Consider the following 15,351-nt stretch of genomic DNA (forward strand, 5'->3'; position numbering starts at 1 on the left):
TGTGAAACTATGTTTAAGGGCGATTATTAGTTTTGAGAAAAAGAATCCATAAAAAAAGCCCTGACGGGCTTTTTTTTAATTAAACAACAAATTTCAACATGAGCTGAATAACCGTTGCATTAATTAAATCGACAAAGAATGCACCACAAAGCGGAACAATTAAAAATGCCTTATGCGATGGTCCATACATGTTCGTAATCGCCTGCATATTTGCAACTGCTGTTGGTGTTGCGCCCATACCAAAACCACAGTGCCCTGCTGACAACACTGCTGCATCATAGTTTTTACCCATCACACGGAAGGTCACAAAGGCAGCATATAACGCCATCGTAATGGTTTGAGCACCCAAAATCACCACAAGTGGCCCAGCCAAATCTGCAAGTTGCCAAAGCTTTAATGAAAGCAATGCCATTGCTAAATAAAGTGATAATGAGGCATTACCAAAAACATCAATCGCACGGTCAAAAATATCAATTTTTAAGACGCTTTCTAAGATGTTTCTTAAAATTACACCGCCACCCAATGCCCAAACGAAGGTTGGTAACTCAAACCAAGTACCTTTACTAAAGCCTGTCATAAATTCAGCAAATGCCAAACACGCTGCGAACATACCCAATGTAGTAATTGCATTGTCGGCTGTAATTAAACGAACTTGATGAGGATTTTCAAACGGTGCAAGGTCATCCGAATTTTGTTCAACATGACCATCACGCTGTTGGATTTCAGCATTAGTTTTTGGTTGAGCAAGGCTATAACGATTGATAAGCAATTTGGCTAACGGGCCACCAATCACACCACCAATAATTAAACCAAAAGTCGCACTCGCCATTCCTAAAGCTAAAGCACCCTGAATACCATGCTGAGTTTCTAAAATTTCACCCCAAGCTCCGGCTGTACCGTGACCACCTGTTAAGGTAATAGAACCGGCAATTAAGCCAATGAGTGGGTCAAGACCAAGCAACGTTGCAAGACTCATGCCTACCGCATTTTGCACCACAATGAAAGACGCTACACAGACTAAGAAGATAACCAAAGCCATACCGCCTTCTTTAAGCTTCATAAAATTGGCACTTAAACCAATAGAAGCAAAGAATACGAGCATAAAGCTGGTTTGCAATTCGCTACTAAAAACAATGCTATATCCCCATATGGTATGGACAAGTAGCGAGACGACCGCAGCAACTAAACCGCCTGCTACAGGTTCGGGAATATTGTAGCGTTTTAAAAAATCAATTCGATTAACAAAAAAGCGGCCCAATAATAGAACGATGACCGCCGAAATTAGTGTATAAAAACCATTAAAAACAAATTCCATATATACTACTTTCTAATTACATTCCTAACGGATTGTAAAATAATTATATTTTATTTTTTAATATGTAAAAAAAACACAAATAAACTTTACAAAATTACCCTAGCAATCAATTTTCACGATTCTTAAGAAAAACTTAAATTTTTAAATATTTTATACAAAATTACCCCTACAATTAATTTAATTATTTAATTTCAAATATTTAACATAAAATATTATTAATTAGAAATAATTACCCCTTGATACCTTAAGCAAAAAATCCTGTCTTTTAAGTCACTGAACTTCGCTCTCATTCCCTTTAATATCCTTAAAAGACCAGCTCGTTATTGTTCTGGGCAACATCTTTATAGGTTTTATGTTCAATGAGTTTATTGCTTAAAGTTCGACAGAACGTTCCACAGCTACAGTCCATTAAAAAATCTCTTCAGACACGTGCTGGTCAAAAAATACCTCACATGCTGATCAATGCATCGGATCTATTTTTTAGAGGTCCTCAAATTGCCTTATCAGGAAAAACGCCATTTGACGTGATTTATAAGCATGAAATTATTAGCTTACGGCATTATAGAAATGAGACGAATACCTCTACACCTAAACACCGCGTACCGTTAGTTATCGTTCCGCCATTGGCAGTGAACATGCTCATTTATGATTTGTTTCCTACACGCAGCTTTGTCCGCTTCTTTTTAGCACAAGGTTTTGATGTCTATTTAATTGACTGGGGCGTACCCACCCGACACCAAGCAAAATACAATTTCGGCACCTACATTAAAGTCTTTATGCCTGAAATGTTAAAACAGGTCCGCTTGCACAGTGGTCAACAACAGCTTTCTTTACATGGCTGGAGTTTAGGCGGTGCACTATCACTCTGCTATACCGCATTATTTAAAGACAAAGATATTAAAAACTTAATTATTTTAGCTTCCCCTATCGATACGCATAAAGCCGGATATATGGGCAAACTCTATGGCAGCTTAACCAAACCTGCCCAATGGGTTCGCAAACATACGCCGTTTCGTATTCGCCACCATGTGCCAAGTAAGGCATTTCATATTCATGGATGGCAAAACACACTGGGCTTTAAATTAACTGACCCGATTGGAAATCTAAAAACGTATTGGGAACTTTTTAAAAATCTCGATAACCGAGAATTTATTATTGACCACGCAACTTCTAGTTCATTTATCGACAACATGCTGGCGTATCCGGGTGGAGTCATGCGTGACATCATCCTTCGTTTCTGGATTGATAATGAATTATCCAACGGTGTAGTGAAATTCGGTGAACTTACAGCCTATTTAAAAGATATTGAATGTTCGGTGTTAGCACTGGGTGGTAGTACGGACATTATTGTGACCACTGATGCTGTTAAGCCACTCATGGATTTAATTAGCAGCCAAGATAAAACGTTTAAGGTCGTACCGGGTGGACACATGGGTGTTGTTTCCGGAAGCCAAGCACCTACGGCGGTTTGGCCTGAAATAAGTACTTGGTTAGTTGAGCGTTCAGGTTAGTTCGTTTAAACAATATCGGGAACCAGCGTAGCAAGCCATACGCTGGTTTGTATTATTGCGGTGATTAACTCTTAAGCTTTAAAGTAAAAATTAATAATTCCATACTCAAAGATGTTAAATATCCAGTACCAACTTATCCGAACGAGGCAAACTGTTACAGGTGGTAATTCGTAAATCTGGTTGTGCCTTGTATTGATCTAAAGTAGTAACACCTTGTAGCTTATTACAGACACAAGCACGGCATAACCCTCTTTCACATCCCGATGGAATATTAACGCCAGCCAAACGTGCAGCTTCTAATAGCGTTGTCCCGCCATCAACCACAATCTCAATACCACTCCGTGCAAACTGGATAACATGATCTTTACCATCAGTTGGGTGCTCTACTACCGGAGGGGTAAAACTCTCTGTATGAAATTGTATTTCAGGTAATCCTAAATCCAGTAACATAGATTTTGAGGCAGTAATAAATCCTGGTGGAGCACAAACATACACTTCATGTGCTGTTATATCGGGAACAACTTTAGCTAGTAATTCAGCACTTAGTTTCGCCTGATACATTTGCCCTGAAATTGGATAATTAGGGTCTATCTCATTACATATAAAATGCACATCAAAACCAGATAAGTTGGCAACTTCACGTAATTCATGTTCAAAAATAATAGATCTCTCATTACGGTTAAAATAAAGTAACTTAACTTGGCTATGTGGAGCTTCACGTCGTGCCTTACGTAACATACTCAAAATTGGTGTAATCCCAACACCACCCGCAAGGAAAACGATCTGTTTAGGTACTTCTTTCAGAACAAAATCGGGAGAGGCCTGCGGTACTCCTACCAAAATCATATGTGAATTTTTCTTAATATGATCATTGATATAATTCGAAACACGTCCGCCCTCTACACGTTTGACGGCAATTTCCAAACAATTATCAGCCTCGTGACTGTCTCTTAACAAACTATATTGTCGAACCAGACTTTCATCTTCGACTTCCACCCGTACGGAAATAAATGCACCAGCTTCCCAAATTACGCTCTCCCATCCTTGAGGTTTTTCAAAACGTATCATTAATGCCTGATTTCCTGCTTGCGGAAAAACAGCAAGGACCTTAACAGGTACATTATAAAAACGAGGCTTATTTAAATACGTCATGTTATCTGGCAGTTTATATTGGGCTCCATATACGACTCGACGTAATAACTCCTTAGGACTTTTTAGTATTTTAAAAAAATTTCCTCTTTCTTGCTCGCCTACAGGACTCGCCAATTTGAGTACATTGACCATCATATCTGGCACAACATCTTCAAGAGACATAACATTGTAAGGTAAGCCATGCTGCAAACAGATTTCTTTAACAAAGGGCTGGATTTCTCTTTGACGATTACATGGTAGGTCTGGAAATAAATGATGCTCTAAGTGGGTGTCCAATCCACCATAAAACACATCAAATTTAGGTGGATTATCGAATTTAACTTCCTCTTCCAACAATGTTTTAAAATAATTATCAAGTTGGGCATAAGGCGTAAAATTACTCGTTGCTAAAATTTGACGGCGAAAATACTCTTCTTCTGTTTCACTCAATCCTGGGTCACTAAATAACTCAACATTCGGTGAATGGTGTTCTAGAAATAAGACTGCAACCGTCAAATCATAGCCCAAAACTGTACTCAGATAATTTCCAAAAAATGTCGGCAATATCCGATGAGGAGAAACCGAAAGAGGATCTTTCCAAAAATGCTGAGCAATATATTTTTTTGTCAGTTTTAAGGTTTGTTCAATGGTGGTTCGACTAAGTACTTTACGCCCTTCTGTTTTAGCGGCTGATGCTCCAGTAAATAAAGAAAATACAAGATTAGGTGTTGTTAATAATAAAACCCATAACAGTGGAAGTTGCAAAGTATGGTGACCATACCATGGCTGGCCTGGCTTAATACGTAAAAAGGAATATCCCAAATCATGGTCTACGCCAACGATATTAGTAAAAGGATGGTGATTTTGATGATGCATCACACGCCATTCATAAGGATCCACCATAAAATTCCAAACCCAACGTTCAGAATGGAAAGAACCTGCATTTGGCAAATGATCATAACTACCATGCATGATGTTATGACCAAGTTCAGAAAACTCAAGTAATGTATGCAATGCACCTAATATCGCGCCACGCATTATGGCATTAGGTTTTCCACCTTGTTGAATCAACTCATTACTACGCGCTTTAATAGCTTGAGAGTAAGCGGCAACATTTCTGATATGTTCTAGGTCTGCATCACCAACTTTTGCTTTAGTTTGATCATATAAAGCTTTTAAAGCTGCTGTTAAACTTTCGTGCTTGCCGTCTTTATTATTTAGCATTTTATATATCCCTATCGGATTTGATCCTATCCGAAAAGATATAAAGTTTTGAACATTAGCAGAATGACTTTATACTACCAAACTTGACATTTCATGACACATAAAGCATGTCTATACAATTATATTGGGATTTTCCTCGCAGTATCAGTGCTATTCGCATATTGCTTATGATAGGTCAGCAATATGGTTTAACACCTGAAAGTTGTATTGAAAACACGCATATTTCTTTGGATGATTTGTCGCAACCTAACTTTGAGGTAAAAGCAGAACAAGAATTTTTAGTTATTCGAAATTTACTTAAACTACTAGATCCTACACTTCCCTTGAGTATAGAAGCAGGTCTAAGGCACCATACAACCACATTTGGTGCATGGGGTTTTGCCATTCTTAGTAGTCAGACAATGAAAGAAGCTTTACATTTTGCTATGCGATACTTTCAACTTAGTTCTATTTTTTGCAATTTAGAAGTTATTCAGGAAGATATATATACATTACTGATTTTTGATCATAGTCAATTACCTGATGATTTAGCGTGTTTTCTGGTTGAAAGAGATCTTATAACTGTTATATCAATTCAACGAGATGTCTTGCCTATACAGTTTCCTGTAATGAGCATTAATATTGCTTTACCTGCACCTGTGTATGCCGATAAATTTCCCGAATTAACGGGATATCCAATTCAATTTAATCAACCACGTAGCTGTATTATCTTTGAAAGCAGTTTGCTTGATTTACCATTACCTCAAGCAGACCCATTTATTCGTGCACGATATGAAGAAGAATGCCAACAACTTTGGACGCGAAGAAGTTCTCTAGGCAGCTATAGCCAAAAGGTCAGAAATATTTTACTCCAACAACCCTCACAAATGCCCAGAATTGATGAAATGGCAGCCCATCTTCAGGTCAACCTCAGAACATTACAACGTCATCTCGCAATTGAAGGAGTTACATATGAACAGCTTATAGATGACATTCGTAAAGACTTAGCCGAAGACTTACTCAAAACCACCAATTTAACAGTTGAAGAAGTTGCCATTCAATTGGGTTATTCCGAAGTTTCAGCATTTTCCAGAGCCTTTAAACGTTGGAAAGGCATTTCTCCCCGAAATTTTAGGTGGCAAAAATAAATTTATATTTAATATTTTAATGCTTATCCACGCCAGCTCCAGTAAGCAAACTCGTAGCATAATTCATAATTAATAAGACTAAATTATTCGCTTTTTCTTCTGATTCAGCTAAACGCCCTTCTAATAAAAGATGAGATAGGCCATGTACAAGGCTACAACTCAACATTGCTAATACTTCAACTTGAGCGTCATTTTCATCCGCACCTAATATTGAAGCAGTTAGTTGATGTAACTGAGTATATGTATTACCCACTGCCTCTTTTAACTCAAGTGCTTCATTCTTTTGTAAGTCAGGATTAAACATCAAGGCAAAGAGATTTCGATTATTTTTTGCAAAGTTAATATAAGCTAAACCAAATAATTTTAACGCCTCTGGATGAGAATTAGCATCTTGCAACGTTTGGCTTTGCTCCTCTTGCAAGAGCTGAAATCCTTTTGCTGCCAATGCTGCTAAAAAGCTCTCTTTATTTTCGAAATGCCGATATACCGCATTTCCGCTTACCCCAATTTGTCTCGCCATTTCTCGAAAACTAAGGCTCTCGGCATCACTATTTTTTAGGTGAGCTAATCCTGCATCTAATAATTCTTCACGCACATTTCCATGATGATAATTTGATTTTTGAGATTGTATAGAAGACATGTTGACACCGCGCACATATTATAAGCATAATGTGTGCACTGAACACATTATGCTTTATTGTTGTTTAATTCACACAAAAGAGCAAATCATAATTCCCGTTCAATAGAGCTGCTTATAAATATCCATATTGCCTAGGAAAGGACATTAATAATACTAGGCCTATGAAAACAAAAGAGTATTGAGCTTATAAAGAAATGCAAACTTTCCTTTGAGCTAAATCATCTTTAAGCAAAGGAACTGATATGAACAATTTTAGAAGTATAAAACAGGCTTTGTTATTTACAATACCATTGATGTTGGTCAGTTCACTTGTGAAAGCAGAACTCAACCTCTTAGATGATAAGAGTTTAGCTAGTGTAACTGGTCAAGCATTATTTAATCTAACCAATATTGCAGCTAATCAAAATGGTAATCCAAATACAGATGTAGGGTTTTATCGTCTCGAAATGGAAGCACAAGTAGAGTTAAATGCAAATATTAAAAGTTTACAGTTAGGTTGCGGTGGGACTAAAGGAGTGGGTTGTGACATTGATATTGAAAATATTAGTTTAGCAGGTGTCCTCCCCGTAAATGGTAGCTATGCAGGATCAGATGCCGTTATTACTAATCCTTTTATCGAGTTTGCTATCAAATCGCCGGACAGTGCTTCTACTCGAGAAATTGTTGGTTTTCGCCTTGGGGCATTAGGCATATTAGGCAAACTTGGATTAGGATCAAATACAGATTTAACAACATTAGATGATGACATAGCAGGAATTAACTCTTTATCTGGTGATTTGAATTTAACACTTACGAATACTGTTCTGAAGAATGTAGTGATTGAAAATGGATTGATCTCTACAGAAGCACATATTAATGATTATAACAAACCGCTTATTCTTAACCGCTCTACATCAGCAACGCTGGATAATGTAGTCGCTAAAACTGGTCCACTAAGAGTATTAGGTCTCTTAGATCTACCTTTAGGTTTAACTCTCAGTAATGCCACATTAAAAGATTATCCTCTGTCTGGTTTCCATGAAATTTTACTAGCTCAGGATGCAGCAGGAACAATTCCTACTAGTGACACATCACTATCCTTACAAAAACAAGCTATCCAGTGGCAAAAAATAAGTTCTGGTAGCTTCGAAAATACTGTAGCTGCTCAACCTGGATGGTGGCTTTCCTTACCGAAAGTTATACTTACTGATATCGAAACACAACAGCGGATTGATGTAGGACTTGGCGAGGCATTAGGAGGATTAGTTGGTAGAGAGTTAATTATTAATCCTATTGACTCTGGACAGATAGGCATCAAAAACTGCTACGGGAACTTAAAGTTTTGCTAAGTAAAAACTTTATACAAGCTTTTATATGACGCTTAAATTAAAACAACTCATGGTTTTCATACCACTATTAGCAGGGCTGAATACATCCCAAGCTACCACAGTCTATAGGTCAATAAATATGTGCTCAGCTTCCGTCAAACATATACCTGATAATATCCAGAGTTCTATTTCTAAACTTAAAGTGGGCTCAATAGACTCAAATACTTCAAATATTTCTTTTATTCTTGCTTCAGCAGTTGCTGCAAAACACAATAAACCAATAGATATAGAACGTATTGCTGTTTATTTGCAAGCTCAACGAAATCAGCAAAATTTCTATTATTCATTACTTGATATCAAGAAAACTTTTGAAAATTTCAATATATCTGTTGAGGCCAAGAAAAATGCCTCACCTTTTGATATGTTAAAATTAACCAATGAAATTCTTATTGGTATTGATCAGCAAGATCAACTTTTTGCATTAGTTGGTTCATCGCAAGAGTATGTATATTTAATTTATGGAATCATGAATCGAAAAGCATTAATCTGCCCTCTTAAAAAATCTTTATTTATTCAAAACTTTACTACCAATAAATTTTTAATTCTTAGATAGTTACCACCAGACTCGATTAAATAGAGAATTTTTATTAATTCAAACAATTAGGCTTATTTAATCATTATAAAAAATAAGCCCTTTATATTTATAAAATTAAGTTTTAGAAAATAATCTTTAAAAGTTAATCGAGTATTGGATTTAAATCTCGATTCATTTGAACAATATCCTGATGCGTTGGATTAGCCCCTAAGCTTGAGAAGAGTTCAGGTAAACGATCACGCTTTTTTTGAGCCTCTCCTTTTTGAGCAATAGCGAGTCCTTTCCTCATCATTTGCTGATCATAATCACAGCAATATGCTGGCGTACATGGTTGTTGTCTCCAAGAATCTTCCAAACTTCCTGCATCTACAGGGTCAAAACCTATGTCATTAACAAGGCTCATAACAACATCTTTTGAAGGTACACTATCTCCAGCAACAGCTATCGCTAATCTATTTTTACTTCCTTCAACTTGGCCTAATTCTGCAAGTGAATAAGCTAAAATATTATTAAAAGCTTTAATAACAGGACGATTAATCTGCTTGGATACCCAAACACTTTCTGTTATTCCATCATCAATTTCTTTAATATGCGGATCACGGAAATCAGGATAATAATTACTGGTATCTATAATTACTTTGTCTGTAGCTGCTGAGTAAAATAAATCTGTTGGTAATTCTTTTATAGCTGGGAAAGGAATTGATAAAATAATAACATCTGAAGAATTAACAGCTCCATATATATCGACTGCTTCTACGTTTATTTCATCCGCAATTTTTCTTACCCCGTCCACACCTCTAGAATTCGCAACATATATAGTATGACCTGCTTCCTTTAAAAGACGTGCAAGGGTCTTTCCAATATTACCAACTCCAACAATACCTATTTTCATATATCAGCCTTTTGAGAAATTTAATACAGTTAACACTTTTAAGTTTAAAGACAAGCTGAGATAATAGGAAGTACACACAAAAAAGTAAGTATATTCCTAAAAGGTAAGTATGAAAGCAGCACGTGACTGGAATTGTGAAGATCCTCAACAGCGGATAGTATGGGCAAAAATCACCTCTGAAGCCCTTAAAGCTATTGAAGGAAAATGGAAAATAATTATCCTTTGTCAACTTTTTGCAGCTAAACAACCCCTACGTTTCTCTGCATTAGAAAAACTTATCGAAGGTGTTAATCAGAAAATGTTGATTCAGCAGCTTAAACAATTAGAACAAGATGGGATTATTAAACGTACTGTTTATCCACAAGTTCCCCCTAAAGTTGAATATGAGCTTAGTGAAATAGGATTAGCACTTGGTCCTTCAATGGAAGCACTTATTGAATGGGCAGAATTTAAAAATCAAAAATTAAATAGCGACTCAAAGTAATAAAATCTAAGCATAAAATTTATGCTTAGATTTTATAATATTAAAAATAATAAATAAGTTATTTCAAACCAAAAGTCTTTCTAATGCTCTTATCAACAGGGCCACTTGGCATGAAGCGACGTAACTTACTTAACAAAGACGCTTGTCCAGATGGTGTACGACGCATTTGCCAATCATTCAATGCCGCTGTAACGATCGTATCTGCAACATTATCCGGTTGGGATCCATGATTAATCTGATTCGATATAGCCTGTGTAGCTAAATTACGTTCATTGTCATATTCAGGAATTTTAGAACTTACTACAGGTGCGTTTTTATCTAGATTGGTTTTGGTGAAAGAAGGTTGCACCAATGTCACGCGAATCCCAAATTGACGAAGCTCGTGATCTAAAGATTCGGATAATCCTTCAACCGCATGTTTAGTTGCAGAATATACCCCCATATAAGGTGAAGGGAGAAAACCCAATACCGAACTAATATTTATGATTCTTCCATAATGTTGTATTCGCATATATGGCAATACCGCTTGTATCGTACGGAGAATACTAAATACATTCGTATTAAATAAAAATTCTGCTTCTTTTATAGAGGTCTCTTCTATTGCCCCAGTCAGGCTTGCTCCAGCATTATTAATTAAGATATCAATACGCCCAGCCTTATCAATAATAGAATGAATCCCAAGTTGGACAGAGTCCTCATCAGACACATCCATTTCAATGAGCTCAACCCCTTCTATAGGTTGGGCTTTGACTTTATTTCTGACTGTTCCAAATACTTTATGGCCTTTTTTAGCAAATTTTTCTGCTGTGACTTGACCAATTCCTGATGAAACACCGGTAATTACCACTACTTGTGAGTTTGACATATGAACTCCGAATAATTTTTAAACTTAAGAATCTGATGATTAAGCTGTTGGTTTGACTCTGATTTTGAACCAGATTGAGTACATAGCCGGCAAGAAAACCAAAGTTAAAATGGTTCCAGCCAGTGTTCCACCAATCAATGTATAAGCTAGCGTTCCCCAAAACACCGAATGAGTCAGAGGAATAAAAGCCAAAATAGCAGCCAAAGCTGTTAATATGACGGGTCTGGCACGTTGTACTGTTGCTTCCACAACCGCATCCAAAGGATCGAGTCCAGCTAGCTTGTTTTGCTGAATTTGACCAATCAAGATGAGTGTGTTTCGCATTAAAATTCCAGACAATGCAATCAACCCAACTAAGGCATTGATACCAAAAGGCTGCTGGAATAATAGAAGCGTCGGTACCACACCGATTAATCCCAATGGACTGGTGAGAAACACCATAATCATTGCAGCTATAGATCTCACCTGAAGAATGATAATGAGCAAAGTCATTGCCAACATGATCGGGAAAATAGGAAGCATGGCTTTAGTGGCTTTACCCGACTCTTCAATAGAACCCGCTTCAACGATGCGATAGCCCTTTGGTAGATTTTTTATAACTGACTGAAGCTGTTTGGTAATTGCTGTAGATACATCTGGTGGCTGCAATCCTTCAGCAATATCTCCACGAACGGTTATTGTTGGTACGCGATCTCGACGGCGTATGACAGGCTCTTCCATCCGCACTTCAATCTTGCCAATTTGTGACAGAGGAATACGTTGTCCATTTGCCCCAGTGAGTGTGAAATCACCAATTTTTGCAGGATCCAGTCTTATATCACCCGCAGAACGAGCAACAACTTGTACTGTACGAATATCTTCGCGCACAGATGTTATCGGAATACCTGTTAAGAAAAATTGTAGTTGCTGTGCCACTGAAGCTGAGGTGAGACCAACTGCTTGTAGGCGATCTTGCTGTAATGTGAAATGGAGGGCTGGTGTACGAGTTCCCCAATCGGTATTTACAGTTCTCATCATTGGGCTAGCATTCATAACATGCTGAACCTGAGCTGCAATTACACGCAATTTTTCTGGGTCTGGCCCTGTCACACGGTAAGCCACTGGATAGGGTGAATATGGTCCAAAGACCAGTTGTGTAACACGTACCTGCGCCTCAGAAGCAAGCCCATTCGAAACAACTTGTCTTAAGCGATGTTTTAAGGCTTCCCGTTCTTCTTGATTGTCAGTTCGTATCACAATTTTGGCAAAGGATGGGTCTGGTAACTCAGGTCCCATCGATAAATAAAACCGAGGAGCGCCTTGACCAATATACGATGTCACAATTTTTGCTTCATTTTGCTTAGATAACCAAGCTTCAACTTTGGCTGTAGCAGCGCTAATTTGCGTAATCGATGTACCGTAAGGCATTTGTACTTCAACAAGTACTTCAGGTCGGTCAGAGATTGGGAAAAATTGTTTTTTCACCAATGTCATTCCGCCTATTGCCAAAACAAATAATCCGATAACACTACCAGCAACAAGCCATTTACGCGCAATCACACGTTCAAGAATTTGACGGAAACGGTTATATCGGGGGGTGTCATAAATTGCATGGTGCCCACCTTCGACTTTTTTAAAATCAGGTAACATCTTCACACCTAAATAAGGTGTAAAAACGACTGCAACAATCCATGAAGCAATAAGGGCTATGCCGACAATCCAAAACATATTGCTGGTATATTCACCAGCCGTAGATCGGGCAAAGCCATTTGGCATAAATCCAACAGCTGTGACTAATGTTCCAGAAAGCATAGGTGCTGCGGTGTGGCTCCATGCATAAGCAGATGCAGCTATTCGGCTAAAGCCTTCCTCCATTTTGACGACCATCATTTCAATGGCAATAATGGCATCATCAACCAAGAGTCCTAAGGCAAGAATAAGAGAACCCAGTGTAATTCGGTCAAAGTTTTTGCCCGTTGCCAACATCGCCACAAAAACAATAGCCAATGTGAGTGGTACAGCCATAGCAACAACAAGTCCAACTCGCCATCCCATGCTGATAAAGCTTACAAACATCACCACAAGTAATGCTGCAAAGAACTTAATCATGAACTCATTTACCGACGAGCTAATATTTACCGCTTGATCGGTCACCTTATTTAAGCTGATACCAAGGGGTAAATCTTCATTGATTGAGCCAACTTCGTTCTCTAATGCTTTACCAAGATCTAATCCATTCCACCCTTCACGCATGACTACACCTAGCAATAAAGCAGGTTCTCCATCATTACGAATAATGTATGTTGCAGGATCTTCATAACCACGTTTAACAGTCGCAATATCTGACAATTTCAAGGTACGACCTTGAGCAGTTATAGGTGTGTCTCGAATTTTTTGTAACTTATCAAAAGCACCATCCAATCTAACAAAAACTTGAGGACCTTTGGTCTCAATAGAACCAGCTGGAGTAAGTACATTCTGATTATTAAGTGCAGCAAACACATCTTGTGGATTTACGCCTAGTGTTGCCAAGCGCTCATGTGAAAATTCAATATAGATACGTTCAGGTTGCTCGCCAATAATATTGACCTTTTTTACCCCAGGGACATGAAGTAGCTGCTGTCTAATCGTTTCTGCATCACGCACCAACAATCTTTGTGCTTCATTTTTTGCCTTCAAAGCATATAAAGTAAAGGTCACATCTGCATATTCATCATTAACAAGTGGCCCAATTACCCCTGAAGGTAAATTGCTCATTTCATCATTTGCTTTCTTCCTCGCTTGATAAAACTCCTCCTGAACTTGAGATGGAGGTGTGCTATCAAGTAAGGTTAGTGTCGTAAAAGCTAGCCCAGGCCTTGTATAGGTTTCTGTTCGATCATACCAACGCAGCTCCTGCATCCGTTTTTCGATTTTTTCAGCAACTTGATCTTGCATTTCTTGTGCAGTTGCACCGGGCCAAGCAGTCACAATGGTCATGACCTTAACTGTAAAGGCTGGGTCTTCAGCTCGACCTAACTTAAAAAATGCAACAATACCTGCAATTGAAATTAGAAAAATCAGGAATAGAGTGATACCCCGTTCACGAACAGCAAGAGCTGACAGGTTAAAACCTTTCTCACTCATGAGTGTCCTCCTTCATTTCCAATTGAAGGATTATTTGCCTGTGATGCAATACGGACCAACTCGCCTTCTCGAAGTAAATGCGCACCTAGAGCAACAATTTGATCTCCACTCTGAATATTGCCAGTTACATACGCATATTCATCATCAACCTGTTTTACAACAACAGAACGCCACGTTACTTTCTGAGTTTTTCCATTAATTACCCATACTCCTGCTCCCTTTCCTTTATCAAGTAGTGAACCAATCGGTACTTGTAAAAAATGTTGAGAACTCTGATTTTGAGCTCCAATACGTACAGTGACGGTTGAACCTAAAGGAGCGTTTGCCAAATCTCCGTCTAATACAAAACGTGCTTCAAAAGTACGAGTGAGCTGATCTGCTGTATTTGATAACTGTCTAAGCTTAGCTGGGACACTGATATTTTCTTTACCAAAGAGAGTGGCTTGACCAATAGCTCCTATTGCAGGGCGTAAAGTCTCGGGAAGCTGAATAACTGCTTCTCTTTGACCAGAATGAGCTAAACGAATTACTGTTTGACCCGCGCTTACAACTTGCCCCGGTTCAACCAGTGTTTCCATAATTGTGCCATCACCATCGGCTGTTAAGTCGGCATAGTGACTGGCGTTTAATGCGACTTTAGCTTGAGCTTGCGTTGAACTTAGTTGTGCTCTCGCCGTATCTGCTGCTGCCTTAATCTGATCATAGGCGGAAGCAGATATAGCCCCACTTCCACGCAAATCACGATATCGAGCTTCGTCTTTTTCTGCTTGTTCAGCACGTGCTTTGGCTGCGCCTACAGCTTCTTGCTGAGCTTTGGCTGCAAGTTCCAAATCAACCGGATCAATACGCATCAGTAACTGTCCGCGTTTTACCGTCTGACCAGCTTCAACAAACCGTTTGATTACTTTGCCAGAGACACGAAAACCAAGATCACTTTCTACCCGTGCGCCTATCGTGCCTGTAAATGCTCTTGAGTCAGAAGTAATTTCTTCTTGCACAGTTGCGACTCGTACTAATGGTGCCGAAGTACGGGGGTCAGATTGTGTATTTTCAGCACAACCTAGCAAGAAAAAAGGAAATAAATATATTGCAGCAAATGGAATAAGGCGACGATAACGCATATTAGAGTCCCCCCCTTGAAGAAATTAATCAGGA

12 protein-coding genes are annotated in these 15,351 nt (G+C 38.4%); 5 read left to right on the forward strand and 7 right to left on the reverse strand.

The features are described from left to right. Positions 1–79: 79 nt before the first annotated feature. Positions 80–1,315, reverse strand: a complete 1,236-nt coding sequence (gene gltS, locus ASF86_RS08220) for a sodium/glutamate symporter (RefSeq protein WP_056481087.1) — start codon at positions 1,313–1,315, stop codon at positions 80–82. A 359-nt stretch (positions 1,316–1,674) separates the two neighbouring features. On the opposite strand from gltS, the gene ASF86_RS08225 reads away from it, so the two are divergent. Then, complete coding sequence (locus ASF86_RS08225) at positions 1,675–2,826, forward strand: alpha/beta fold hydrolase (protein WP_056481090.1); 1,152 nt, start codon at positions 1,675–1,677, stop codon at positions 2,824–2,826. A gap of 114 nt (positions 2,827–2,940) precedes the next feature. On the opposite strand, the gene ASF86_RS08230 is transcribed toward ASF86_RS08225, so the two are convergent. Beyond that, the gene (locus ASF86_RS08230) at positions 2,941–5,181 is read right to left on the reverse strand and encodes a fatty acid desaturase (RefSeq protein WP_056481092.1); all 2,241 of its coding nucleotides are present in this window, start codon (positions 5,179–5,181) and stop codon (positions 2,941–2,943) included. 107 nt (positions 5,182–5,288) lie between these two features. On the opposite strand from ASF86_RS08230, the gene ASF86_RS08235 reads away from it, so the two are divergent. Further along, entirely contained in the window at positions 5,289–6,308 is a 1,020-nt protein-coding gene (locus ASF86_RS08235; protein ID WP_056481095.1) for an AraC family transcriptional regulator, read from the forward strand. 16 nt (positions 6,309–6,324) lie between these two features. Here ASF86_RS08235 and ASF86_RS08240 read toward each other — a convergent pair whose 3' ends face one another. After that, positions 6,325–6,948: a TetR/AcrR family transcriptional regulator gene (locus ASF86_RS08240; RefSeq protein ID WP_005039467.1), complete on the reverse strand. Its 624-nt coding sequence runs from the start codon at positions 6,946–6,948 to the stop codon at positions 6,325–6,327. A 242-nt stretch (positions 6,949–7,190) separates the two neighbouring features. Here ASF86_RS08240 and ASF86_RS08245 point away from each other — a divergent pair, with 242 nt between their 5' ends. Then, positions 7,191–8,276 carry a hypothetical protein gene (locus ASF86_RS08245; RefSeq protein WP_056481097.1) on the forward strand — a complete coding sequence of 362 codons (1,086 nt, stop codon included), beginning with the start codon at positions 7,191–7,193 and terminating at the stop codon, positions 8,274–8,276. Between the two features lie 118 nt (positions 8,277–8,394). After that, positions 8,395–8,868 (forward strand): hypothetical protein, encoded by a 474-nt coding sequence (locus ASF86_RS08250; RefSeq protein ID WP_004643411.1) that lies wholly within the window; start codon positions 8,395–8,397, stop codon positions 8,866–8,868. Positions 8,869–8,992: 124 nt separating this feature from the next. Here the strand turns inward: ASF86_RS08250 and ASF86_RS08255 are convergent, their stop codons facing one another. Continuing rightward, complete coding sequence (locus ASF86_RS08255; RefSeq protein WP_056481099.1) at positions 8,993–9,742, reverse strand: NADPH-dependent F420 reductase; 750 nt, start codon at positions 9,740–9,742, stop codon at positions 8,993–8,995. 109 nt (positions 9,743–9,851) lie between these two features. On the opposite strand from ASF86_RS08255, the gene ASF86_RS08260 reads away from it, so the two are divergent. Beyond that, positions 9,852–10,226 (forward strand): winged helix-turn-helix transcriptional regulator, encoded by a 375-nt coding sequence (locus ASF86_RS08260; RefSeq protein ID WP_013197269.1) that lies wholly within the window; start codon positions 9,852–9,854, stop codon positions 10,224–10,226. Between the two features lie 58 nt (positions 10,227–10,284). Here the strand turns inward: ASF86_RS08260 and ASF86_RS08265 are convergent, their stop codons facing one another. The 3 genes from ASF86_RS08265 to ASF86_RS08275 are packed head-to-tail and all read right to left on the reverse strand — an operon-like array spanning position 10,285 to position 15,317. After that, the gene (locus ASF86_RS08265) at positions 10,285–11,091 is read right to left on the reverse strand and encodes an oxidoreductase (RefSeq protein ID WP_056481101.1); all 807 of its coding nucleotides are present in this window, start codon (positions 11,089–11,091) and stop codon (positions 10,285–10,287) included. A 39-nt stretch (positions 11,092–11,130) separates the two neighbouring features. Then, on the reverse strand, positions 11,131–14,196 hold the full coding sequence (locus tag ASF86_RS08270) for an efflux RND transporter permease subunit (RefSeq protein WP_056481103.1): 3,066 nt from the start codon (positions 14,194–14,196) through the stop codon (positions 11,131–11,133). Then, positions 14,193–15,317: an efflux RND transporter periplasmic adaptor subunit gene (locus ASF86_RS08275; protein WP_005039451.1), complete on the reverse strand. Its 1,125-nt coding sequence runs from the start codon at positions 15,315–15,317 to the stop codon at positions 14,193–14,195. Before ASF86_RS08275 ends, ASF86_RS08270 begins: the two co-directional genes overlap by 4 nt. Positions 15,318–15,351: the final 34 nt, after the last annotated feature.

The organism is Acinetobacter sp. Leaf130, from assembly GCF_001423205.1.
GTDB classification, from domain to species: Bacteria; Pseudomonadota; Gammaproteobacteria; order Pseudomonadales; family Moraxellaceae; genus Acinetobacter; species Acinetobacter calcoaceticus.

What these genes read in the sequence shown, in the direction of transcription:
- ASF86_RS08255 (WP_056481099.1), bottom strand. Translation starts at nt 9,742, where the DNA reads ATGAAAATAGGTATTGTTGGAGTTGGTAATATTGGAAAGACCCTTGCA.
- ASF86_RS08235 (WP_056481095.1), top strand. Translation starts at nt 5,289, where the DNA reads ATGTCTATACAATTATATTGGGATTTTCCTCGCAGTATCAGTGCTATT.
- ASF86_RS08265 (WP_056481101.1), bottom strand. Translation starts at nt 11,091, where the DNA reads ATGTCAAACTCACAAGTAGTGGTAATTACCGGTGTTTCATCAGGAATT.
- ASF86_RS08240 (WP_005039467.1), bottom strand. Translation starts at nt 6,948, where the DNA reads ATGTCTTCTATACAATCTCAAAAATCAAATTATCATCATGGAAATGTG.
- ASF86_RS08250 (WP_004643411.1), top strand. Translation starts at nt 8,395, where the DNA reads ATGTGCTCAGCTTCCGTCAAACATATACCTGATAATATCCAGAGTTCT.
- ASF86_RS08260 (WP_013197269.1), top strand. Translation starts at nt 9,852, where the DNA reads ATGAAAGCAGCACGTGACTGGAATTGTGAAGATCCTCAACAGCGGATA.
- ASF86_RS08245 (WP_056481097.1), top strand. Translation starts at nt 7,191, where the DNA reads ATGAACAATTTTAGAAGTATAAAACAGGCTTTGTTATTTACAATACCA.
- ASF86_RS08225 (WP_056481090.1), top strand. Translation starts at nt 1,675, where the DNA reads ATGAGTTTATTGCTTAAAGTTCGACAGAACGTTCCACAGCTACAGTCC.
- ASF86_RS08270 (WP_056481103.1), bottom strand. Translation starts at nt 14,196, where the DNA reads ATGAGTGAGAAAGGTTTTAACCTGTCAGCTCTTGCTGTTCGTGAACGG.
- ASF86_RS08275 (WP_005039451.1), bottom strand. Translation starts at nt 15,317, where the DNA reads ATGCGTTATCGTCGCCTTATTCCATTTGCTGCAATATATTTATTTCCT.
- gltS (WP_056481087.1), bottom strand. Translation starts at nt 1,315, where the DNA reads ATGGAATTTGTTTTTAATGGTTTTTATACACTAATTTCGGCGGTCATC.
- ASF86_RS08230 (WP_056481092.1), bottom strand. Translation starts at nt 5,181, where the DNA reads ATGCTAAATAATAAAGACGGCAAGCACGAAAGTTTAACAGCAGCTTTA.